This window comes from Neobacillus sp. SuZ13, from assembly GCF_030123365.1.
Taxonomy (GTDB): Bacteria; Bacillota; Bacilli; order Bacillales; family Cytobacillaceae; genus Neobacillus.
This window is the reverse complement of the sequence record NZ_CP126107.1, coordinates 4,676,088-4,699,648: the sequence shown is the minus strand read 5'-3', so window position 1 is coordinate 4,699,648 and position 23,561 is coordinate 4,676,088. Positions and strand designations below refer to the sequence as shown.

Sequence of the window (23,561 nt, the reverse complement as noted above, 5' to 3'; positions counted from 1 at the left end):
TGGAAAAGCAAATACTACCCGCTGAAAGGTTGTGATTGAAATTGTTCTGGGTGCTTGTAGTTCTGTCGATTCTATTGCTCTTTTTCATTCTCATTCTTTTTACTAAATTAACAATACTAATTAATTATTATCATCATAATGACAATGATGATTTAAAGGTAAAATTTAAGATTTGGTTTGGATTAATAAAATATACAATTACCGTTCCGTTAATAAAAGTGGATGATAATTCTCCTAGCATTGTTGTAAAAAGTAAAACTAGTATGGGTGATTCCTCAGCTGAAGCAACTAGCGGAGAATCCAAGCAATTCACAGCTGAAGATGTTGAAGGTAATTTTTCGAATGCAAAAAAATTACTGCATCATGTGTTTGGGTTACACCGGATTGTAAGGAGTTTTTTTCGAAAAGTTACTTTGAAAGGCTTTGAGTGGAATACTTTGATTGGTTTAGGAGATGCAGCACACACTGGCACGATAACGGGTGCCATTTGGGCATTTAAAGGGAGCATTATAGGTCTTATTAGTCATTATTTAAAACTGAAAGAAATGCCAAAAATAACGGTGACTCCACACTTTCAGGCGGCCGTTATTCAGACAAGAATAACATGTATTATTCAGTTTCGTATCGGGTATGCTATTCTAGCAGGATTAAAACTATTTAAATTCTGGAGGGGCGGACTTCCGCACTTTAAAAAGAAAACAAATTTTGCAAATGATAAAACAAAATCCATTTGAAAAAGGAGGAAACAACCATGTCTGACCATCCAATTCAAGGTTTGATGACAACTGCAATGGAAAGCCTTAAAGAAATGATTGATGTGAATACGATTATTGGTGATCCTGTCGAAACCCCTGATGGCAGTGTTATTTTGACTGTATCGAAAGTAGGTTTTGGATTTGCCGCAGGTGGTAGTGAATTTAAACTTGAGGGATCTCAAAGTCAAGGGCAAGGCCAAGGTCAAGGTCAAGGTCAAGGTCAGAGTAAAAGTCCATCCCATCCATTTGGGGGCGGGAGTGGGGGCGGTGTCTCAATTACCCCAATTGCCTTTTTAATTGTCAACTCTCATGGCGTTAAAATGCTGCATTTGGATGAAAGCACTCATTTGTATGAAAAAATATTAGAGCTTGCTCCACAGGCGATAGATAAAATTCAGCAAATGTTCTCAAAAAAGGACCAAGGCCAACACCAAAATAGTAATCAAGGATCGAAAGTCGAGCATAAGCCAAAAGAAGAACTTGAATTATAGCAGAAAAGGTTAATCTTCCAGAAGATTAGGAAGGTTAACTTTTTTCATGTGATGTGTGAAAATTCAAAAGCTTATTAATTGCAAATTAGATTTTGAAAAGATATATTTACACTGTACATATTTGAAGGGAAGCGGTTTTCTACAATCCGCTAGAACTTGAACAAAACAAAGGAGGATGTAAAATGGCAAATGTAACATTTAAAGGGAATCCAATTACACTTTTAGGCAATGAAGTTAAAGTAGGGGACAAAGCACCTAACTTTACTGTACTGGCAAATGATTTGTCACAAGTTACCTTAGAAAGTACCAAAGGTCAAGTACGTTTAATTACTTCTGTACCTTCTTTAGATACTGGTGTTTGTGATGCTGAAACACGTCGTTTTAATGAAGAAGCAAACAGCTTAGGTAATGTGAAAATATTAACGGTAAGTGTTGACTTGCCTTTCGCACAAAAACGCTGGTGTGCTGCTAGCGGAATTGAGAATGTGCAAACATTATCTGATCATCGTGATCTTTCATTTGGTGAAGCATTTGGAGTAGCTATCCAAGAATTAAGACTACTAGCACGTGCCGTATTTGTTGTTGATTCTAACGATACAGTTACATATGTTGAATATGTAAGTGAAGCAACAAACCACCCGAACTATGAAGCAGCACTAGAAGCAGCTAAGGCGGCAAAGTAAGATAAAGATTTAGAGGCTTCTGCATTGCAGGGCCTTTTTCTATGCTTAAAACTTGTATAATATGTCGATACTCATTAAAATGAATAAGGAAATTAATGAGGGCGGGGATCAAATGAAAGTTTCTCCAGTGGAACAATTGTTTACGTTATTTAATGAAACTGCACTTCTTTTGCAGGAAGAATTAAACTGTACATATTTAGAGGCTCTCGCTGAGACGGGAGAGAATTTATTCCAAGGCTCTATCCTGCAAGATGAGGTCAGCGAACTAACAGAAAAAAGAATGAAGAAACAATATGGACAAATTAATTTAGAGAAGTTTTCAAACGATGAAATTCGGAAAGCCTATCAACTGGCTATTTTAAAAGGGATGAACGATAATGTTCAGCCGAACCATCAAATGACCCCTGATTCTGTGGGGATACTTATTGGCTATTTAGTAGAGAGATTTATGAAGCAGCCTTCATTTCGTTTGCTTGATCCAGCAGTGGGGACGGGCAATTTGTTAACAACTGTTTTAAATCATCTCCAAAGAAAAATTGACTCAGTCGGCGTTGAGATTGATGATCTTCTTATTAAGTTAGCCTATGTTAATGCCAATTTACAAGCTCATCCTATTCAACTCTTCAATCAAGACAGTCTGGAGCCGATGTTTATTGATCCTGTTGATGCAGTAATCGCAGATTTGCCGGTGGGCTTTTATCCAAATGATGTCAGAGCGGCAGATTATATGGTCAAGGCAAGTGAAGGGCATACCTTTTCCCATCATTTATTTATCGAACAAAGTGTCCGCCAAGCGGTGCCAGGCGGTTATTTATTCTTCCTTATACCGAATGGATTATTTGAAAGTGAGCAAGCACCACAATTACATGAATTTTTTAAAGAGCATGTTATTGTTCAAGGATTGCTGCAATTGCCAATAAGTATGTTTAAAAATAAAAATTCAGCGAAAAGTATCCTTATCTTGCAGAAAAAGGGAGAAGGAGTTCACCCGCCGAAGCAGGCATTGCTTGTTGAATTACCTAATCTTTCAAGTGCTGTCGAGATGGATAAAATACTATCTAAGATGGATAAATGGTTTCAAGAGAACAAAGGATGAACCGAGATTATTCTCTAGGTTCATCCTTTTTTTAATATTGTAAAATAAGAAATATCAGAATACACTTTCATTTGTAATGTAATCGCTGCCATGAGAATTTTGCCTTGAAATATAATATACACAATGATTCAATTAAGGATGGAAATAATCAAGAGTGGTTTGAGCAAAATAATGTTGTACTACTTAAAAAAAATGCCAAACCAGTGTTGTTATATAAAAGGAGCGGTAACGATATGTCAAAAATTATTGCAATAAATGCGGGGAGTTCTTCCTTAAAGTTTCAATTGTTTGAAATGCCAAGTGAAGATGTCATTACAAAAGGATTAATTGAAAGAATCGGTTTAAATGATTCGATTTTTAATATAACGGTTAATGGTGAAAAAATTCAAGAAATAATTGATATTCCTGATCATGAAGTCGCTGTAAAGATGCTTTTAGATAAATTAACGACATTAGAAATTATTAAATCACTTGATGAGATTGTTGGAATTGGACACCGTGTTGTTCATGGTGGAGAAACATTTACCGATTCTGTACTGATTACTGACCAAGTGTTAAATAAAATTGAAGAATTATCTGAACTTGCTCCATTGCATAACCCAGCCAATTTAACAGGAATCAAGGCTTTCAAGAGCGTACTTCCTAATGTTCCAGCAGTAGCTGTATTTGATACGGCATTCCACCAAACGATGCCAGAAAGCTCTTACCTATACAGCTTACCAATGGAGTATTACGAAAAGTATGGTATTCGTAAGTATGGTTTCCATGGAACTTCTCATAAATATGTTTCACAACGTGCAGCAGAACTTCTAGGCCGACCTGTTGAACAATTACGTCTAATTTCTTGTCATTTAGGAAACGGTGCAAGTATTGCAGCAATTGAAGGCGGTATGTCAATTGATACATCCATGGGCTTTACACCACTTGCCGGGGTGACCATGGGTACTCGTTCAGGTAATATTGACCCAGCATTGATCCCATATATTATGGAAAAAACCAATAAAACGGCTGAGGAAGTACTTGATGTCCTTAATAAAAAGAGTGGTATGCTGGCCATGTCCGGTTTCTCAAGTGATTTACGTGATATTGAAATTGAAGCGAAAAAAGGCAATGAGCGTGCGAAGCTTGCCTTGGAAGTTTTTGCAAACCGAATTCATAAATACATCGGTTCTTATGCTTCACGTATGAATGGTGTCGATGCTATTATTTTCACAGCAGGAATCGGGGAAAATAGTGACACAATTAGGGAAAATGTTTTAAGAGGTCTAGAATTTATGGGTGTTTATTGGGATCCAGCTCTTAACAAAGTTAGGGGCGAAGAAGCATTTATTAACTACCCACATTCACCAGTTAAAGTATTAATCATTCCAACAAACGAAGAAGTAATGATTGCCCGCGACGTTGTACGTCTTGGTAACATTCATTAATCGATAATATTTAAAAGGCAAAAGCTAGGAAAGCTTTTGCCTTTTGCCTTTTTATCCAGGTAATTCTTTATGATATACTGGAAACAGAAAGCCTTTGCCGTGAGGGGGAATCAAACATGCCATTAACAGATCGTGAAGCAATGGTCTTGAATGAAATACAGGATTGGGAAAGAAATTTATTTGAATTCGAGCCGAATGATTTCCAATTAACCTATGAAAAATTTCTGCAACAATCATTTTCATTATTACCTGATAAGGTTCAAAGCCAATTCTTTTCAGTGATTGATAGCTGGCTGTTTCATTTACATAGCATGATCCAAGGCTCTCAACTGCAAATGGATGCAAAGGATAGAATTCTTTCATCGGGGCGAATCTTTCATAAGGACCTAGAAAAAATTGAAGATCTAAAAAAATTAAGCATTGAACAATTACAATATATTGCTGAGCAGCAAATTTCCCGTCATCGTTTTTATTCCTTTGCGCAAGGGGGATTAGCCGGGACCGGTGGTACATTGCTATTAAGCACGGATATACCAGGGATAGCAGTGATTAATTTAAGGGTTGTCCAATTAATAGCGATGACTTACGGGGTGGAAGTTAATACTCCATTTGAAATGATGACCTCTCTGAAGGTCTTTCACACGGCTACATTACCCCCAAGACTGCAAGGAGCAGGCTGGACCTCCCTGATGGAAGAATTGGAGGAGCAGGAAGACTTTTATTTTTATGAAGGAAATGAAGAAATAACTGATATAACCTGGCTTGAACAACCGGTTCAACAACTTATGAAAGCGCTGGTCATTGCGCTGTTCAGAAAAAAAACGATTCAAGGAATTCCGCTAGTCAGCATGGCCATTGGGGCTGGTGCTAATTATCAGTTAACTAGAAAAGTAACGGATGTGGCTCATAAATATTATCAACTACGTTACCTACGAGAAAAAGAGGAGTTAATGGGATGAGTACTCAAGAACATAAAAAGGCTGCACCTAGAATAGTTAATTGCAAAGTTATAACAGTTAGTGATACAAGAACTAGGGAAACAGATAAAAGTGGAAAGTTAATGATCGACCTACTCGAACATGCAGGACACAAGATTGTTGATTACGTCATTGTAAAAGATGAAGCAGCGCCCATCCAAGATGAAATCGTAAAAGGATGTGCAAGAGAAGATATTGATGTCATTTTAACAAATGGCGGAACGGGTATTGCCAAGCGGGACGTAACGATTGAAACGGTAGAAAAATTACTTGATAAAGAGATTGTCGGTTTTGGTGAAATATTCCGGATGTTGAGTTTTCAAGAAGATATTGGTTCTGCAGCCATTCTTTCAAGGGCCATAGCTGGTGTGGTGAAAAATAAAGCAGTATTCTCTACCCCAGGCTCAACAGGCGCCGTGAAGCTCGCAATGAATAAATTAATTCTGCCTGAAATAGGGCATGTAGTAAGAGAAATACAAAAAGACCTCTAAATAGAGAAAACTCCCTTTTTCAATGGAAAGGGAGTTTTCTATTGGTGGACTTTTGTTGAAAGAACTTCGTTTGCTCGGTACCATAGCCATAAATCATTAATAATGGAAGCGAGTTCCGCAATTTCCGTGTTCAGTTGACAAGAACGAGGAAAATTACTTTCATTGGAGAGAAGTGTTTGTTTCAAATTAATTTCGGTTTCAATTTCACTAATCCGGTCAGGAATCGAACCGCGGACTTGTTCCCAGTAAAAGAGAATCTTTTGTTGTGTTTCCTCGTTGTATTGGTCCCATTCCAAAGTTAATTCGGGCACTGGAATACCAAGACGATGATCAAAAGAAAAATATTCTTCCATATGATTGCCTCCAATCTGACTGACTACATTTTATTTTACTATACAATTACCACCCATTCACTAGAAATCTTTGTTTAATATTTATGGGCTGTGTTAAACTTGTCTGTTGATTTCCTTTCACAGCCTATCTGTAAAGAAAGCACGAAGCTTCAATCCGCTGCGTGCTTTTGATTCTATCTTAGGCTATATCTTTTTCTGTACGAACAATGAGAACGTCACAATGTGCATAACGAGTAATATGTTCAGAAACGCTTCCGATAAAAAACCTCTCGACAACATTTAATCCAGTTGCACCGCAGATAATCAAATCTACTCCGTGTTTTTTAGCTAAATCTCTTGGGATACGAATTTTTGGAGAACCATAATCAATTTCATATTGCACTTTAGTTATGCCTGCATCTTCGGCTTGCTTTCGGTAATTTTCAAGCATATCTTTTGCCAGCTTTTCTGCTCGATCTCCAATTACAGTATCATAAGCCTCAATTAATGCAAATGTTCTAGTGTCAATAACGTGGACTAATAATAGGGTGGCATCATTTCTCTTGGCGATTTCAATCCCTTTTTTAAAAGCCCAATCAGCTTCTTTTGAACCATCAATAGCGACTAAAATATTTCTATATTTAAGTCCCATGATTAATCATCTCCTTACTTAAATTATACATTATTTAACAAGGGATAACTGTTGCAACTTTTCGAACAATATAGAGGTAACCTTCAATGGAAAGGAGATTTGAATGATGGGAAAAAATGAACAAAACAAAAAGTTTGTATTTGAATTTAATGAGCATGGGGCCAATGAAGTAAGCCAACAAATATTGGATTCATATAATAGTGGATTTATTGGCGAAGGCACAGCAATTGCTGATAATGCCGATTTTGCTGGATCCGAGAGCTAATATTGTTGATGGTATGGAGGGACTGTCCTTATATGGGATAGTCTTTTTTTGTGGACAAATATCATGGATTTTTTGTAAATAAGGGCCAATACCCAAGAATGTGCATTTACTTATGCATATTCTTTAGTGTGTCTATTAATAAAAATGAGGAGGAGAAACATGAGTACAGAAATGTATGTAGCGCCTAATAACGTAGATGTGAACTATAATATGGTGGATCCGGCAGATGAGAGGATACATGGATTCCACGGAGGATTTGGCCACTTTGGCGGTTTCGGCCGTCCGGGCTTTGGTTTTGGCGGTTTTGGCCGCCCTGGATTTGGATTTGGTGGTTTTGGCCGCCCATTTGGTTTTGGCTTTGGCCGCCCATTCGGCTTTGGCTTTGGCCGCCCATTTGGCTTCGGTTTTGGGATCCCATTCTTAACGGGATTAGCAGCAGGTGCCTTATTAACTCCAGGTTACGGATACGGGTATCCTTACTACCCACCATACCCATATTATCCTTACCCATACCCATACTATCCTTGGTATTAATGAAAAACAAAGGCTTTGCCATATCGGCAAGGCTTTTACTTTATTTTTTTGTCGAAATCAAATATTAATAGTAAGGGGCAACGAGGTTACATCTAACTTATGAAAAAGGTTATAATAAAATTGCGCCTTGGTTAATTCTGCTAATTATAAATATACTTGGAGGTAAACACATGCGAATCGGTGTACCTAAAGAAATCAAAAATAATGAAAACCGTGTAGCTATGACACCAGCTGGAGTAGTAAACTTGGTTAATTTTGGTCATGAGGTTTTTATTGAAAATGGAGCTGGGCTTGGATCTGGTTTTTTAAATGAGGATTATAAATCAGCAGGTGCGAAATTAGTAGATTCAGCAGAAGAAGCATGGTCCATGGAAATGGTGATGAAGGTGAAAGAACCGCTTCCAAGCGAATATAAATACTTTCGTGAAGGATTAATTTTATTTACATATTTACATCTTGCACCTGAACCAGAATTAACAAAAGCATTAATTGATCATAAAGTAATAGGCATCGCTTATGAGACAGTTCAGTTGCCAAATAGAAGTTTACCGTTGTTAACGCCGATGAGTGAAGTTGCTGGAAGAATGGCACCGCAAATTGGAGCCCAATTTCTTGAGAAAGTCCATGGGGGAATGGGAATTCTACTATCTGGTGTCCCAGGGGTTCAAAGAGGAACGGTTACTATTATCGGTGGAGGTGTGGCTGGAACGAATGCCGCTAAAATGGCGATTGGTTTGGGAGCCAAAGTGACCATTATTGATTTAAATCCAGATCGTCTCCGTCAATTAGATGATATTTTTGGGTCAGATGTGACGACTCTTATGTCCAATCCTTATAATATCGCAGAAGCAGTGAAGGATTCGGACTTGGTGATTGGAGCCGTTCTAATTCCAGGAGCAAAAGCCCCGAAACTCGTAACGGAAGAAATGATTCAAACGATGAAACCAGGCAGTGTTGTTGTAGATATTGCAATTGATCAAGGGGGGATTTTTGAAACCACTGACCAGATAACCACGCACGACAATCCGACCTATGTGAAACATGATGTAGTCCACTATGCAGTTGCAAACATGCCGGGTGCGGTCCCAAGAACCTCTACCATCGCCTTAACAAATGTAACGGTCCCATATGCCGTACAAATTGCCAATAAAGGCTATAAACAAGCTTGTCTCAGCAATGAAGCATTGTTAAAAGGAATCAACACACTAGGCGGCTACGTAACCTATCAAGCCGTCGCAGAAGCACATGGGCTAGAATTCTTAGATACAAAAACATTGCTTGAAAAATAATAATATTACGGAGGAGGGACAGGGTGTTCCTCTTCTTTTTTATAAGAATGGCTATGTTAAAGCTTATTGTTTATTTTGCACCCTGTTGATTGGAGCGGAAATCAACAGGCCAGTTTATCAGAGTCATAAAAAATAAAAACCAGCTCCTAAAAGGAACTGGTTTGAAATACATACTATGTAGCCGCATTTGCCGTATTAATATAAGAAAGTTTTAAACCACCACTCCTCAAAGTGGGTGTTCTCAGAAACCCTTCCTGCATGTCCTCCAAGTCTTATAGACAGAGGCTTGTCATTCCAGTTCCAATGGTTAAACTCCCTTTTACAGCTTAAAGGTTAAAACTTTATTATGAGTACGAACAACGCAGCTTGTATAAGTATAATATATCATTTCTTCCTGAATTTCAATGTAAAAAATTACAAATTACATTATTTTATGATCTGTAATTCTTTCGGGAATTTTGTAAGAACTTTTGCCCCGTCTGAAGTAATATATACATCATCTTCAATCCGAACACCGGCCACATTTGGTACATAGATCCCTGGCTCAATCGTGTAGACCATACCTTCTTCAATAATGAGCTGGTTTGTTTCTGTTAGTGACGGGTACTCGTGGACGCTTATTCCGAGGCCGTGACCGAGTCTATGTGGAAAATAGTCTCCATAGCCTGCGTCTGCAATAATTCGACGGGCAGTCAAATCTACTTCTGCCGCTGTTACGCCTGGTTTACTTGCTTCAATAGCAGCAAGCTGTGCTTTTAATACGGTGTCATAGATTTCCTTTTGCTTGTCATTAATATCTCCGTAAGCCACAGTCCTAGTGATATCAGAACAATACCTGTCAACAACCACACCCAAATCAAATAAGACAAGATCCCCTTTTTGAATTTTTGTTTCTCCTGGGTTTCCATGTGGAGAAGCGGCATTGGCTCCGGTAAGAACCATTGTCGAAAACGACATTTTGGTAACACCCTTTTGTTTTAAGGCGTACTCTAGGGCATTTAGAATTTCTAACTCTGTTTTACCTTCCTTAATTTCACTAGCCCCGAATTCAACGGCGAAATCGGCAAGGGCACAAGCCTCTTCAATAATTTTTAATTCCTTGGCGTCTTTAATCATTCGAAGCATCCGTAATTTTTCTTCAGCAGAAACAAAAGATGCTTGTGGGAACAATTTAGAGAGATTTTCATAGCGTTCTACATTCATATGTTCTTTTTCAATCGCTGCTTTCGATACGCCCTTTATTCTTTTATTAATAGAATTTAAAATCATTTCCCAGGGGTTTTCGATATCACTGTAACCAAGAATTTCATGGTCCCAGCCTGACCGTTTGGCATCAGGCACTTCCATTGCAGGGCAGACAAGGAAAGGCTCTTCCGTCTGAAAGACTGCTAGTGCGAGCAGCCGCTCATGTGGATTGGTGTAATATCCGCTTAAATAAAATACATTCTCAGAAGAGGTTAGAAAACTAACTTCTATATCGTTATCCTTCATCCATGATTGAAGTTTCGTTAATCGTTGATTCATGTTAACTCCCCCTATGTAATTCATATCCTATTTGAGATTATCAATTAAAACATGAAAAGTAAACTTTCGATGCATTTAATTCCTCTTGCTTAAATTCGATTTTTCAGGAATATACTAGAGATTATGGAAGGGATTCCAGTTATTGTATTGAAATAAGTAATAGAGGAAAACGAGAGGAGCGATTGTGATGAAATTATCTTATCACGGACATTCAGTAGTACAAATCCAAACAAATGGAAAGAAAATCTTAATTGATCCATTTATTAATGGTAACCAATTAACAGACTTGAAAGTGGCTGAAACAAGACCTGATGTCATTATTTTATCGCATGGACACAACGACCATGTTGGGGATACGGTCGAGTTAGCAAAGAAAAATAATGCCCTCGTTGTAGCAAACCATGAGCTTTCAACTTACTTAAGCTGGCAGGGAGTGAATACCCATGGGATGCATATTGGCGGAGCTCATCAATTTGAGTTTGGCAAAGTTAAATTAACACAAGCCTTTCATGGTTCAAGCTATACAACAGAAAATAATGAAATTATCTATTGTGGGATGCCTGCTGGGATTTTATTTATGAATGAAGGAAAGACCATTTATCATGCTGGAGATACGGCATTATTTTCAGATATGAAGCTGATTGGTGAACGTCATCCTATCAATGTTGCCTTCCTGCCGATAGGTGATAATTTTACCATGGGTCCTGAGGATGCAGCATATGCAGCTAAACTGTTAAAAGCTAAAACAGTTGTACCAATTCACTTCAATACCTTCCCGCCAATTAAACAGGATCCTTTTAAGTTTATCGAACTGCTTGAAGATAAAAATGGTAAACTACTTCAGCCAGGCGAAGCGATCGAAATTTAAATGTTCTAGGTGATTTACATACTTTTTTCCCTTCCCTATGCATAAATATGGAACAAGCAGTCTTTTTAGGGGAGGAAATTAAGATGAAAAAGAACAGATATTTACTTTGCTTGTTACTATGTGGCTTCTTACTTTATTACGGAGCACCGCGCTTATCGATTCATGCCGATGGTGCCGAAGGGATATTTTCATTAGCTTGGCTCGCATTTGCGTTAATGGTCATTGCCGGAAATCTAACAGGTCTGCTTTATAGTCCAAAAAGGCAAGGACAGAAACCTCAATTAGATCGACGAGTAAAGAAGAAATCCAGGTCCTTTCATTGAGAATTAGGGTCAATGTGAGAATCCGCATTGAATCAAGGCTTTTAACACTCTATAATAAAATTTATATGTAATCCAGATTATTCGTAACTGAATGATTGGAAGTTAACTATAAAAAGGGTGAAGGTCTTGGCCACAAAGCATGAACAAATTTTACAATATATAGATGGACTCCCAATTGGGGAAAAAATATCTGTCAGGCAAATTGCTAAGGCGATGACTGTAAGTGAAGGTACAGCCTACCGAGCGATTAAGGAAGCAGAGAATAAAGGATATGTTAGTACCATTGAACGTGTTGGAACAATTAGAATCGAACGGAAGAAAAAAGAAAACATTGAAAAGCTGACTTTTGCAGAAGTGGTAAACATTGTTGATGGACAGGTGTTAGGCGGAAGAACAGGGCTGCATAAAACATTAAGTAAGTTTGTGATTGGTGCGATGAAATTAGAAGCCATGATGCGCTACACCGAAGCAGGCAACCTTTTAATTGTTGGTAACCGGACACAGGCACATGAACTAGCCTTAAAAGAAGGTGCCGCTGTACTCATTACCGGTGGATTCGATGCGGAAGAACATATCAAGAAACTGGCTGATAAACTCGAAATACCGGTAATATCAACAAGCTATGATACTTTTACTGTTGCGACAATGATTAACCGGGCGATTTATGACCAATTGATAAAAAAAGAAATAATCTTAGTTGAAGATATCTTAACACCACTTGCCGATACTTTTTATCTAAAAACGACGGATAAGGTATCCAAATGGCACGAATTTAACCAACAAACTGCCCACAGCCGCTATCCTGTTGTCGATCAAAACATGAAAATACAAGGGATGGTTACAAGTAAGGATATTTTAGGTCAAGGTATGGATACTTCTATCGATAAGATTATGACCAAACACCCAATGTCTGTTAATGGGAAAACAAGTGTGGCCTCAACGGCCCATACCATGGTCTGGGAAGGGATTGAAGTTCTCCCTGTTACAGATGACGCTAATCGACTAGAAGGAATCATCAGCAGGCAGGATGTATTAAAGGCCTTACAAATGAACCAACGACAGCCACAGGTTGGGGAAACCATTGATGATATCGTTACCAATCAAATGGTATTAATGCAAGGGAGAGCAAAAGGAGAAGAGGTTTACTCTTGTGAAGTAACACCGCAAATGACAAACCAGCTGGGAACCATTTCGTACGGTGTTTTTACTACCATTGTCTCAGATGCTGCGAACCGAGTCTTACGATCCTATAAAAAAGGTGACCTTGTCGTTGAAAATATGACCATTTATTTTATTAAACCAGTTCAGATGGAAAGTACATTAGAAATTTATCCAAAAGTACTTGAAGTAGGGCGCAAATTTGGAAAAGTGGATGTTGAGGTTTTCAATGAAGGCGTATTAGTCGGGAAAGCGATGATGATGTGTCAACTGCTGGATAGAAGTTAGAAAGAAAAGCCGAAGCGCCTAGGCGCTGGAGTTAGACAGTTATCGGTATAAAACAAAGCCGCTTCATAGAGAAGCGGCTTCACATTTTTTATTTTTGTAGTTCAAAATTTTTTGCTTCCTCGATTGCGAAAGGAAGGTAATGTTTGTATTTCTTGAAACCAATCCAGCTGAATATTGCTCCATAAACTATAAATACTGCGGCAACAATATACATAACCGTTGTTTCGGAAATAAATAGCAGGTGATTGACTCCGAATAAAAAGACAAAAAGCCCTAATGCAATATTTGATTTAGCCGCAAGCCATTTCTTTTCTACTAAACGGTTGCTTCTGATGTATTTTGTTTTATAAAATAGGTAGAAAGCAAAGAATATAGCAATTAATATAACAAGTACAAACATATTATTTCCTCCAAGCATAGAAAATCTTCTATTATTGTACCTGTAAAAACAAAAAAATACCACCATGGTTTATGAGTTGGTAAAGGAGAAGCGCCCATGATTGAGCAAATATTAGCAGAGATTGAAAAATATGAAACCATTATAATTCATCGTCACGTCCGTCCAGATCCGGATGCATATGGTTCACAAGGCGGCTTAGCAGCCATTTTACAAGAATCCTTTCCGGATAAAAAGATTTATGCTGTTGGTCTAGAAGAACCAACTCTTCATTACATGCGCAGGCTGGATGTGATTGAAGATGAAGTTTACAAGGGTGCATTAGTAATCGTTTGTGATACTGCAAATGCGGAAAGAATTTGTGACAAACGCTACACTCTTGGTGATAAATTAATAAAAATTGATCACCACCCGAATGAAGACCCATATGGTGATTTACTATGGGTGGATACAAGTGCAAGCTCATGCAGCGAAATGATTTATGAATTTTATTTGAAGGGACAAGCCAAAGGGCTAAAAATGAACGACTCAGCGGCGAGACTTTTATACGCTGGAATAGTCGGCGATACGGGCAGATTTCTATTTCCAAGTACAACAGAAAAAACGCTAGGCTATGCGGGAGAATTGATCCATTATAATTTTTCTCGTACCGAGTTATTTGACAAGATGTATGAATTAGATCTCAATATCGTTAAATTAAACGGATATATACTTCAAAATTTTGAACTTCAGAAAAATGGTGTTGCGTCAGTTAAATTAACAAAAGAACTTCTCAAAGAATACAATGCAAAACCAGCAGAAGCATCACTGCTTGTCGGAATATTAGGGAATGTAAAAGGGATTAAGGCATGGGTATTCTTTATTGAAGAAGACGAGCAAATAAGAGTTCGTCTGCGTTCCAAGGGCCCGGTGATAAATGTAGTTGCAAGAAAGTTTAAAGGAGGAGGACATCCACTAGCGTCCGGAGCCTCCATCTATTCTTGGAGCGAAGTGGATGATGTATTGAAAGCACTTGGTGAGGTTTGTGAAAACTATTCTTTAAGCAAATAAAAAAATCGGCCCTCATCCGGCCGATTTTTTTATATACTTAGAAAGTATAAGTTTTTGAACTTAGATTACTGTCTAGCGCAAGCGGCCCTAGCGGCTAGTGTCCTTCGCTCTCCGCCCTGCGATAAGTCAACATCGAATCACCTCCGGCTCTTCGTGGTTCCTTTATCTCGGTTGGAGCGCTCCAGGCCATACGCCGCTGACCAGGGCGCTTGCGCTTTTTTATTCAAATTGAATCTCTAGTTGAATGGAAAGGTTCGTATAAAAAGCCATTTCTTTAACCTTAAGTTTATACCTTTTATCATTTATTTTTACTGGTTTATTTTCAATAATCTTTTTCAGAAGGTCTTTACTTTTATAGACTGTTTCAATATCTTTTGCAAGCATCATACTAATGTCATCCTTCACTGAGTCTTCTGTCTCTAATACACTTAAGGAATCAAGTTTATATTTTTCCCAATTTGTAATTCGAATATTGATTTTCTGTACCGTAAGTTGTTCAATGTTCCGCTTGTTGATTTCTTTATATTCATCCTGCCAAATTTTTTTCTCCTCGTTTAAGTCAACAATCTCCTGTGCTTGTTTCCGGATTAACTCGGTATTCTCTTCCTGCCAGACTCCATAAATATATAAAAAAATACACCAGCTAATCGCTCCCCCAACGGCCATTCCAGCAAAAAAACGCTGCCAGGCAGGTTTTCGATATAATGGCGGGATTCTCATGATGAGATATGCTCCTGGGTTAACCAATTAATAATCAGAGCTCCAGTCTGGGCACCGCCAAGGGCAGAGAGGATTAATAAGAATTGTTTAAAAAGATCCTTTGTATCTGCGTTAAATAAACCCCTTTCAAACGTATAAACTGCGTCAAACGTTCCACCAATGGCGGATACAATGGCCCAGATTCTAAGTGCTGAAGATAAGCGATATACCGTTGTCAACGGCGGCTGACCAGTTAGGAATGAAGCAATTCCCCCAATAAGTGATCCGCCGAGTACGACTCCCAAGGCAATAAAGTAGCTTTCAATAAAAGCAGGAAAAAAACCAATCTCTTTCATCATGTCAACCGCCTCTACGCATAGTCAATACCTAATACTCATGTATATGGACAAACATGTGCAAATATGTTTTAAGAATTGTCTAGCTACAGCGCCTAGGGGCTCGGGGTCATAAGCTTATCTAGTTTCGGCTCCTTGGGACTCGAGTCATAAGCCACCCCCTGAAGAAGGCAAAAAGCGCCTTCTTTCAGTGTTCGTCTTATGCCTTCGTCCCAGGACAGTCGTCTCCACCTTTAGTTCAATCCGTCATGAAGGTTAAAGAGCAACCTTCACGCCGGCTCGTCCAGACTCACGCCCCTTAACAAGGCGCTTCCGCTTTTCTAATAAAAAAGGGAACATATTTTCTTTTTTAGCTTTCTCGTTCTATAATAGAGGGAGAGATTATCGAATTAAGGGTGTGACAATTATGTCTTTTATTCACCTGCATGTATATAGTGCATATAGTTTATTATCAAGTACGGCTTCTGTCCCAGATTTAATAAAAAATGCACAGACAAAAGGGTTTTCTGCCATCGCTTTAACGGACAGAAACGTCATGTACGGAACCATTGAATTTTATAAGTTATGCAAAAAAAATAATTTGAAACCTATTATCGGTATAACAGTAGATGTGGAAAGTGAGTACACCTCAAATGAATCCTATCCTCTAGTCTTACTCGCTGAAAATGATCAGGGTTATAGAAATCTTTTAAAGATATCTAGTACCGTTCAAACTAAAACGGAGCATGGAATCCCATTAAAATGGCTGAAACATTATTCAGACGGTCTCATTGCAATTACTCCTGGTCTCGAAGGAGAAATTGAACAGTTACTTATAAATGGCAACGAGGAAAAGGCTAAAGAAGTAATTAGAAAACTAGATTCCATTTTTGGCAACGATAACTTTTTCCTAGCGATTCAAAACCACCAACTCGAACAAGAAACAAAAATTAGAAACAAGCTTGTTAGTTTGTCAAATGAACTGAATGTCCCAATGGTGGCCACAAATCAGGTCTATTATTTAGAAAAAGAAGATATGTTTGCTCATGAGTGTTTGTTAGCCATTAAAAATGGTGATAAATTGCAAGATGACCACAGAGAAAAGTTAGAAAACGACCAGTTCTATTTAAAAACTGCAAGTGAAATGGTCGATTGCTTTTCTGATATCCCCGATGCATTAGAAAACACAATCCGGATTGCCAACAGATGTCAATTTAACATTGAGTTAAATAAAACTTACTTGCCTGCATTTCCAACGGAAAAAGGGATTCCTGCTGAGGACTACCTCGATATGTTATGCAAACAGGGATTAAGTGAACGTTTTTCCTCGCCTTCACAGGAACATTTTGAACGGTTGTCCTATGAATTGGCAGTTATTAAACGGATGAAGTTTAGCAATTATTTTTTAATTGTTTGGGATTTTATGAAATACGCACGTGAAAATGGGATTTTAACTGGCCCAGGAAGGGGTTCTGCAGCGGGTTCACTAGTTGCCTATGTTTTGTACATTACAGATGTGGATCCATTAAAGCATAATCTACTTTTTGAGAGGTTTTTAAATCCTGAACGAATTTCTATGCCGGATATAGACATTGATTTTCCAGATCATCAGCGTGATGATGTGATTAACTATGTAGCTGAAAAATACGGGGACCTGCATGTCGCACAAATCGTTACTTTTGGAACGCTTGCAGCCAAAGCAGTACTTAGAGATATTGGAAAGGTATTCGGATTAAATTCCAAGGAGCTTGAACATGTATCAAGGATGATCCCGTCACGATTAGGAATCGACCTTAAAGGTGCCTATAAAGAATCAGAATCCCTTAGAAAGTTTGTTAATGAAAGTCCTATGAATAAACGCCTTTTTGAAACAGCTTTAAAACTAGAAGGACTGCCGCGCCATACTTCCACACATGCAGCAGGTGTAGTAATAAGTGAGAAGCCGCTCATAGATTTAATCCCCATCCAACGAGGGTCTAACCATGTATTTTTAACACAATTTTCAATGGAACATCTGGAAGAAATCGGCCTCTTGAAAATGGACTTTCTTGGCTTACGAAACCTTACATTGATCGATTCAATAGTATCCTCGATCTCACGTAAAACAGGGAAGAAAATAAACATAGGTTCGATACCATTAGATGACACATTGACCTTTAACCTGCTAGCCAAAGGTGAAACAACGGGTGTATTTCAGCTTGAATCAGAAGGAATGCGCAAGGTTCTAACTCGTTTAAAGCCTTCCCGATTTGAAGATATTGTTGCAGTCAATGCTTTATACCGCCCAGGACCAATGGAAAATATCCCGCTCTTTATTGATAGGAAACATGGTAATCAGAAAGTTGAATATCCACACCCTGATTTACGGCCAATTCTTGAGAATACATATGGTGTTATTGTCTACCAAGAACAAATAATGCAAATAGCTTCAAAGATGGCTGGATTCTCATTGGGTGAAGCCGATTTATTAAGACGGGCTGTTGGGAAAAAGAAAAAAGATATTCTTGATAAAGAGCGCAGTCATTTTGTTCAAGGGGCCCAAAAAAAAGGGTATGAACATACCTTGGCTAATGATATTTATGATTTAATCGTTCGCTTTGCTAACTATGGCTTTAACCGAAGTCATGCAGTTGCCTATAGTATGATTGCCTATCAATTGGCTTTTTTAAAAGCAAATTATCCGGTTTATTTTATGGCAGGCCTGCTTACCTCGGCAATAGGAAACGATACGAAAATATCACAATATGTGATGGAAACGAAACAAAAAGATATCACAGTCCTGCCACCATCCATCAACTACAGCAGTTACTCCTTCCAAGTTGAGCAAGAAGGAATCCGTTTCAGCTTGGCAGCGATAAAAAGTGTAGGGGCTGCTGCATTAAAAGAAATCTTTCAGGCTAGGAGAAAGAAAAAGTTTGTTGACTTATTTGATTTTTGTATTCGGGTATCTACTAAAGCCATCAATCGAAAAACGCTCGAGTTCCTTGTTCATTCTGGCTGCTTTGACGAATTTGGTGAAGATCGAGCCGTTTTGCTTGCGAGTTTAGATGTGGCACTGGAACATGCACAAATATTTAAACCAGCTGACAATAACCAATTTGATTTATTTGAGGATGAGTTCATGCCTAAGCCGAAATATATGCAAGTCGATCCGATCAGCCAGGAAAATAAGCTGACATTTGAAAAAGAGGCACTTGGTTTTTATCTTTCTGACCATCCGGTATCTATTTACGAAGAGCAGTTGAAGCGAAGTGGTGCACACTCCTTATTTGGAATAAATCATAGCAACCAGCGAGTATCTTCTGGAGTATATATTACTTCAATGAAATCAATACGTACCAAAAAAGGTGATTCGATGGCCTTTTTAACAATAAGTGACTCAAGCGGTGAAATGGAGGCTGTTGCATTTCCTAATGTATACAAGAAATATTCGCACTTATTAGGCCATGGAAAGTTTACATTACTTGAAGGGAAGATCGAAGAACGTGATGGGAAACTGCAATTTATCATTCAACAAGTTTTTCAGATAGAAGAGTGGCTAAAAACAAAAATACGTAAGCAATCAGTATTATATTTGAAAATAATAGAGGAAAAACAAGATGATAAATTTCTTCTTAAGATTCACCAACTACTTAAAGAAAATCAAGGAACCGCATCAGTCATTTTACACTATGAAAAAAGCCGAAAAACAATAAAGTTAGGTGATGAAAATAATATCAATCCAACCCTTGAATTATTGCAATTATTACGAGAGATGCTAGGCCCGAAAAATGTCGTTCTGAAGGAATAATTCTTTACAACTATCACAGATATGTTATAGTGATAATGAGACAAGTGTGGTCTGACCACCAAAAATAGCGGGCTGCATAAGTGGGATGTTTGTATATTTTTTGTAAAAATTTGAGGGGTGGATATCTTGACATTACGTGAAGAAGCATTACATATGCATCGAATTAATAAGGGAAAGTTAGAATCGAAATCCAAAGTTCAAGTCCGAAATGCACATGATCTTAGCTTAGCTTATTCACCAGGTGTTGCAGAACCATGTAAGGATATCTATGAGAAACCAGAATTGGTTTACGAATATACCATGAAAGGGAATATGGTTGCCGTCGTTTCCGATGGAACAGCCGTTCTTGGACTGGGGAATATTGGACCAGAAGCAGCCCTTCCTGTAATGGAAGGTAAGTCAGTATTATTTAAAAGTTTTGCTGGTGTTGATGCGTTTCCAATTTGTTTAAACACAACCGATGTAGACAAAATTGTTGAAACAGTGAAATTGCTTGAACCTACATTTGGTGGCGTTAATCTAGAAGATATTGCTGCTCCAAATTGTTTCGTCATTGAAGAACGATTGAAAAAGGAAGCAAACATTCCTATCTTTCATGATGACCAGCATGGTACAGCTATAGTTACGGTAGCAGGGCTTGTTAACGCACTTAAGCTAGTTGGCAAAAAAATGACTGAAATTAAAGTAGTTGCAAACGGTGCCGGAGCTGCTGGTATTGCAATTATTAAATTGTTATATAGTTATGGTGTAAGGGACATAATTATGTGTGATACCAAAGGAGCTATTTATGAAGGGCGTCCACAAGGTATGAATTCCGTGAAAGCAGAAGTTGCAAAGTTTACAAATCGGGATAACCTATCAGGAAGCCTTGAAGATGTAATCAAAGGTGCTGATGTATTTATTGGGGTTTCAGTTGCAGGTGCACTTTCTAAAGAAATGGTTGCATCCATGAATTCTGATTCTATTATTTTTGCAATGGCCAATCCGGACCCTGAAATCATGCCAGATGAGGCAAAAGCTGCTGGAGCAAAAGTGGTGGGAACTGGTCGTTCAGATTTTCCAAACCAAGTTAACAATGTTCTAGCCTTTCCAGGAATTTTCCGTGGTGCACTCGATGTTCGCGCTACACATATAAATGAAAAAATGAAAGTTGCGGCAGCAGAAGCTATCGCCAACCTGATTAGCTCAGATGAACTTAATGCTGATTATGTTATTCCAGGACCTTTTGATCCAAGAGTTGCACCTGATGTAGCCGCAGCTGTGGCTAAAGCAGCGATGGAAACAGGTGTTGCCCGCATTAAAGTTGATCCTGAAGAAGTAAAGGAAAAAACAAAGAGGCTCGCTATTATTGGTAAAAGTGAGTGATACGTAAGTGGTAAACAATACTAAGGTCTATTTAGAGATTGTTAAGCAATTACGAGAAATGATTACCATTGATGGTTTAAAAACTGGTGATAAAATTCCTTCTGAACGAGAATTGTCTGAGCGCCTGAATTTCGGGCGCTCTTCCGTTAGAGAGGCCCTTAGAGCATTAGAACTGCTTGGATTAATTGAAACTAGGCGTGGTGAAGGGACGTTTATTCGGGATTTTAGGGGGAATCATCTCGTTCAGTTACTAAGTACATTTATTTTACAAGATGAAAAAGCGAAACGAGACGTGTTTGAAACAAAGAACTTTATTGAGATGGATTGCCTTCGATTAGCCATTCATAAAATCGATGATCAAAGTATTGTGAACTTAAAAAAGTGGGTGAATCAGCAAGGGATTATAGATGATAATGATTTTTTTTATCAAATAGTTGAAATAGCTGATAACCACCTCTTCGCTAGAATTTGGTCCATTTTAAAGGATTATTACCATTCTTTGGATTCAAGTAGGATGATCTATTCACGTGAAGACTATGTATTCTTACTTGAGGCATTAGCCGAAAAAAATGAAGCAAAAATATTAACTGCTTATTACAGGTTACGGAATTTGTCAGTATTTAACGACAAATACTAACAGACTTTGAACACATTTTATCTTATAGTGAAGGTTATCCAAGCCCAAGAAAACAAGGTGTTTTTTAACTATTAGTGGTCTGACCACCACTGGGAAGCTAATAGGTATGAAGTAAAGCTATAATAGAAAAACTTTTATTATGTAATAATTGGAGAAACATGCCATTTGGCGTTACCGTAGCACAAAGGAGGTAGAATTTTTGGCGCTTAAAGATCTTTTTTCAAAAAACCAGACAAAAAAGAAGAAATACGCTCAAATACCGACGGAAATTGCAAAACATGATGTTCCTGAAGGCATAATGACAAAGTGCCCTTCATGTAAGAAAATCATGTATTCAAAAGAATTGTTAAAAAATCTAAAGGTTTGTTTGCATTGTGGACATCATTTTCCAATGAACTCCAGGGAACGTTTAGACAGTTTCATTGATGAAGGAAGCTTTGTAGAAATTAATGAAGATATGATTTCTAAAAATCCTTTAAATTTTCCTGACTATCTTGAAAAGCTCGAAAAAGATCGGGAAAAAAGTAAGTTAAATGAGGCTGTTGTAACTGGAATTGGAACAGTTAACGATTATAAGATTGTTCTTGCCATCATGGATGCTTCGTTCCGAATGGGGAGCATGGGCTCTGTTGTCGGCGAAAAAATTACACAAGCTATTGAAAAAGCAGATGAGTTAAATGTTCCTTTTATAATTTTTACTGCATCAGGCGGGGCCAGAATGCAGGAGGGTGCACTTAGTTTAATGCAAATGGCAAAAACTAGTGTTGCGTTAAAGAAGTTTAGTAATAATGGCGGCCTAATCATTTCAATTATGACACATCCTACAACCGGCGGGGTTTCTGCGAGTTTTGCGTCATTAGGTGATTTCAACCTTTCCGAACCTGGTGCGCTCATTGCTTTTGCTGGAAGAAGAGTAATCGAGCAATCCATCCGTGAAGAATTGCCAGAGGATTTCCAAACATCCGAGTTCCTTTTAAAACATGGGCAACTGGATGCAATCATTCATCGGACGGAATTAGTTGAGAAAATCACCAATATTCTAGAAATCCATCAACCTGGAGGTGTGCTCAGATGGTAGGAGAATTAGAATTTGAACGCCCCGTAATCGAATTAAGGAAGAAAATCTCTGAGTTACAGGAGTTCACCAAAACAGCTGATGTCGATTTAAGTTCAGAAATTGAAAAATTAGAAAAAAGACTTGAAAAACTTGAACAGAGCATATATGAAAATATTAAGCCATGGGACCGAGTACAAATCGCTCGTCTTCCTAACAGGCCGACAACATTAGATTATATACCCTATTTGTTCGAGAATTTCTTTGAATGTCATGGAGACCGTACCTTTGCTGACGATGAGGCAATCGTAGGCGGTGTTGCTAAATATAGAGGATTACCAGTTACAGTCATTGGTCACCAGCGTGGAAAAGATACAAAAGAGAATATTCGTAGAAATTTTGGAATGCCACATCCAGAAGGATACCGGAAAGCACTTCGATTAATGAATCAGGCGAATAAATTTAATCGTCCGATTATTTGTTTCATTGATACAAAGGGTGCCTATCCTGGGAAGGCCGCGGAAGAACGTGGACAAAGTGAAGCAATCGCACGCAATTTGTTTGAGATGGCTGGTTTAAAGGTTCCTGTAATTTGTATCGTGATTGGTGAAGGCGGCAGCGGTGGTGCTCTTGCACTTGGGGTAGGTAATCGGATATATATGCTCGAGAATTCAACTTACTCAGTTATTTCTCCGGAGGGTGCAGCAGCTATTTTGTGGAAAGATGCATCGTTAGCAAAAAACGCAGCCGAAACAATGAAAATAACTGCTCCTGATCTAAAGGAACTAGGTGTCATCGATGATATTATTCCAGAAGTTAAGGGTGGAGCTCAAAGGGACGTCATGAAACAAGCTGAGGAAATCGATCATGTATTGAAGAAAGCCTTGGAGCAGCTTCTCAAGCTGTCAGAAGAGGATCTTATCGCTGATCGTTATAATCGTTTCAGAACAATAGGTGAATTTGCAACAATTAATGATTACATTGGTGTTAATTAATATAATGTGCTCATATTTATGGGCACTCTTTTTTTGACCTTTTCACAAAATGTTCACGAGAATTCCATAAAAAAACCAATGTTCAC

Annotated in this window: 25 protein-coding genes and 1 other RNA gene; 19 read left to right on the top strand and 7 right to left on the bottom strand. The window is 38.2% G+C overall.

Translation table 11 applies throughout. The annotated features are described in order from the left end of the window. Positions 1-35: 35 nt before the first annotated feature. The 7 genes from QNH17_RS23255 to QNH17_RS23225 all read left to right on the top strand — a co-directional run bounded on the left by QNH17_RS23255 (position 36) and on the right by QNH17_RS23225 (position 5,920). Positions 36-734: a DUF2953 domain-containing protein gene (locus QNH17_RS23255; RefSeq protein ID WP_349632550.1), complete on the top strand. Its 699-nt coding sequence runs from the start codon at positions 36-38 to the stop codon at positions 732-734. A gap of 17 nt (positions 735-751) precedes the next feature. Further along, positions 752-1,246, top strand: coding sequence for a GerW family sporulation protein (ytfJ, locus tag QNH17_RS23250; protein ID WP_283875409.1), 495 nt, complete (start codon positions 752-754; stop codon positions 1,244-1,246). 182 nt (positions 1,247-1,428) lie between these two features. Further along, positions 1,429-1,929 (top strand): thiol peroxidase, encoded by a 501-nt coding sequence (gene tpx / locus QNH17_RS23245; protein WP_283875408.1) that lies wholly within the window; start codon positions 1,429-1,431, stop codon positions 1,927-1,929. 112 nt (positions 1,930-2,041) lie between these two features. Next, positions 2,042-3,025, top strand: a complete 984-nt coding sequence (locus QNH17_RS23240; RefSeq protein WP_283875407.1) for a class I SAM-dependent methyltransferase — start codon at positions 2,042-2,044, stop codon at positions 3,023-3,025. Positions 3,026-3,258: 233 nt separating this feature from the next. Then, positions 3,259-4,452 carry an acetate kinase gene (locus QNH17_RS23235; RefSeq protein WP_283875406.1) on the top strand — a complete coding sequence of 398 codons (1,194 nt, stop codon included), beginning with the start codon at positions 3,259-3,261 and terminating at the stop codon, positions 4,450-4,452. A gap of 116 nt (positions 4,453-4,568) precedes the next feature. Next, on the top strand, positions 4,569-5,411 hold the full coding sequence (locus QNH17_RS23230; protein WP_283875405.1) for an EcsC family protein: 843 nt from the start codon (positions 4,569-4,571) through the stop codon (positions 5,409-5,411). Then, a complete protein-coding gene (locus QNH17_RS23225) occupies positions 5,408-5,920 on the top strand; it encodes a MogA/MoaB family molybdenum cofactor biosynthesis protein (RefSeq protein WP_283875404.1) in 513 nt (170 codons plus the stop codon). Before QNH17_RS23230 ends, QNH17_RS23225 begins: the two co-directional genes overlap by 4 nt. Before the next feature lie 38 nt (positions 5,921-5,958). Here the strand turns inward: QNH17_RS23225 and QNH17_RS23220 are convergent, their stop codons facing one another. Next, on the bottom strand, positions 5,959-6,273 hold the full coding sequence (locus tag QNH17_RS23220) for a hypothetical protein (RefSeq protein WP_283875403.1): 315 nt from the start codon (positions 6,271-6,273) through the stop codon (positions 5,959-5,961). Positions 6,274-6,451: 178 nt separating this feature from the next. Continuing rightward, positions 6,452-6,904 (bottom strand): universal stress protein, encoded by a 453-nt coding sequence (locus tag QNH17_RS23215; RefSeq protein WP_283875402.1) that lies wholly within the window; start codon positions 6,902-6,904, stop codon positions 6,452-6,454. 103 nt (positions 6,905-7,007) lie between these two features. Between QNH17_RS23215 and QNH17_RS23210 the strand changes: the two genes are divergently transcribed. The 3 genes from QNH17_RS23210 (at position 7,008) to ald (ending at position 8,992) form a co-directional block, all read left to right on the top strand. Then, the gene (locus QNH17_RS23210; RefSeq protein WP_283875401.1) at positions 7,008-7,169 is read left to right on the top strand and encodes a hypothetical protein; all 162 of its coding nucleotides are present in this window, start codon (positions 7,008-7,010) and stop codon (positions 7,167-7,169) included. 159 nt (positions 7,170-7,328) lie between these two features. Then, positions 7,329-7,703, top strand: a complete 375-nt coding sequence (locus tag QNH17_RS23205) for a hypothetical protein (protein ID WP_283875400.1) — start codon at positions 7,329-7,331, stop codon at positions 7,701-7,703. A gap of 170 nt (positions 7,704-7,873) precedes the next feature. Further along, a complete protein-coding gene (gene ald / locus QNH17_RS23200; protein ID WP_283875398.1) occupies positions 7,874-8,992 on the top strand; it encodes an alanine dehydrogenase in 1,119 nt (372 codons plus the stop codon). A 174-nt stretch (positions 8,993-9,166) separates the two neighbouring features. Here ald and ssrS read toward each other — a convergent pair. Next, a non-coding RNA gene (gene ssrS, locus QNH17_RS23195) (6S RNA) lies at positions 9,167-9,363 on the bottom strand. Between the two features lie 55 nt (positions 9,364-9,418). After that, positions 9,419-10,516, bottom strand: a complete 1,098-nt coding sequence (locus tag QNH17_RS23190; protein ID WP_283875397.1) for a M24 family metallopeptidase — start codon at positions 10,514-10,516, stop codon at positions 9,419-9,421. Between the two features lie 187 nt (positions 10,517-10,703). Here QNH17_RS23190 and QNH17_RS23185 point away from each other — a divergent pair, with 187 nt between their 5' ends. The 3 genes from QNH17_RS23185 to QNH17_RS23175 all read left to right on the top strand — a co-directional run bounded on the left by QNH17_RS23185 (position 10,704) and on the right by QNH17_RS23175 (position 13,153). Beyond that, on the top strand, positions 10,704-11,384 hold the full coding sequence (locus QNH17_RS23185) for a metal-dependent hydrolase (protein ID WP_283875396.1): 681 nt from the start codon (positions 10,704-10,706) through the stop codon (positions 11,382-11,384). Between the two features lie 83 nt (positions 11,385-11,467). Continuing rightward, the gene (locus tag QNH17_RS23180; RefSeq protein WP_283875395.1) at positions 11,468-11,707 is read left to right on the top strand and encodes a hypothetical protein; all 240 of its coding nucleotides are present in this window, start codon (positions 11,468-11,470) and stop codon (positions 11,705-11,707) included. 126 nt (positions 11,708-11,833) lie between these two features. Beyond that, the gene (locus QNH17_RS23175; RefSeq protein WP_283875394.1) at positions 11,834-13,153 is read left to right on the top strand and encodes a CBS domain-containing protein; all 1,320 of its coding nucleotides are present in this window, start codon (positions 11,834-11,836) and stop codon (positions 13,151-13,153) included. An 88-nt stretch (positions 13,154-13,241) separates the two neighbouring features. Here the strand turns inward: QNH17_RS23175 and QNH17_RS23170 are convergent, their stop codons facing one another. Continuing rightward, entirely contained in the window at positions 13,242-13,553 is a 312-nt protein-coding gene (locus tag QNH17_RS23170; RefSeq protein ID WP_283875393.1) for a YtpI family protein, read from the bottom strand. Between the two features lie 96 nt (positions 13,554-13,649). Between QNH17_RS23170 and QNH17_RS23165 the strand changes: the two genes are divergently transcribed. Continuing rightward, entirely contained in the window at positions 13,650-14,600 is a 951-nt protein-coding gene (locus QNH17_RS23165; RefSeq protein WP_283875391.1) for a DHH family phosphoesterase, read from the top strand. A gap of 219 nt (positions 14,601-14,819) precedes the next feature. Here QNH17_RS23165 and ytrI read toward each other — a convergent pair whose 3' ends face one another. After that, entirely contained in the window at positions 14,820-15,320 is a 501-nt protein-coding gene (gene ytrI, locus QNH17_RS23160; RefSeq protein ID WP_283875390.1) for a sporulation membrane protein YtrI, read from the bottom strand. Further along, positions 15,317-15,658 (bottom strand): sporulation membrane protein YtrH, encoded by a 342-nt coding sequence (gene ytrH, locus QNH17_RS23155; RefSeq protein ID WP_180230121.1) that lies wholly within the window; start codon positions 15,656-15,658, stop codon positions 15,317-15,319. Before ytrH ends, ytrI begins: the two co-directional genes overlap by 4 nt. Before the next feature lie 403 nt (positions 15,659-16,061). Between ytrH and dnaE the strand changes: the two genes are divergently transcribed. The 5 genes from dnaE to accA all read left to right on the top strand — a co-directional run bounded on the left by dnaE (position 16,062) and on the right by accA (position 23,475). Further along, positions 16,062-19,424 (top strand): DNA polymerase III subunit alpha, encoded by a 3,363-nt coding sequence (dnaE, locus tag QNH17_RS23150; protein WP_283875388.1) that lies wholly within the window; start codon positions 16,062-16,064, stop codon positions 19,422-19,424. A gap of 126 nt (positions 19,425-19,550) precedes the next feature. After that, the gene (gene ystJ, locus QNH17_RS23145) at positions 19,551-20,789 is read left to right on the top strand and encodes an NADP-dependent malic enzyme (RefSeq protein ID WP_283875387.1); all 1,239 of its coding nucleotides are present in this window, start codon (positions 19,551-19,553) and stop codon (positions 20,787-20,789) included. A gap of 58 nt (positions 20,790-20,847) precedes the next feature. Then, positions 20,848-21,426 carry a FadR/GntR family transcriptional regulator gene (locus tag QNH17_RS23140; protein ID WP_481858634.1) on the top strand — a complete coding sequence of 193 codons (579 nt, stop codon included), beginning with the start codon at positions 20,848-20,850 and terminating at the stop codon, positions 21,424-21,426. A gap of 199 nt (positions 21,427-21,625) precedes the next feature. Then, positions 21,626-22,504, top strand: coding sequence for an acetyl-CoA carboxylase, carboxyltransferase subunit beta (gene accD / locus QNH17_RS23135; protein WP_283875385.1), 879 nt, complete (start codon positions 21,626-21,628; stop codon positions 22,502-22,504). Further along, positions 22,498-23,475 (top strand): acetyl-CoA carboxylase carboxyl transferase subunit alpha, encoded by a 978-nt coding sequence (gene accA / locus QNH17_RS23130; protein ID WP_283875383.1) that lies wholly within the window; start codon positions 22,498-22,500, stop codon positions 23,473-23,475. Before accD ends, accA begins: the two co-directional genes overlap by 7 nt. Positions 23,476-23,561 lie beyond the last annotated feature (86 nt).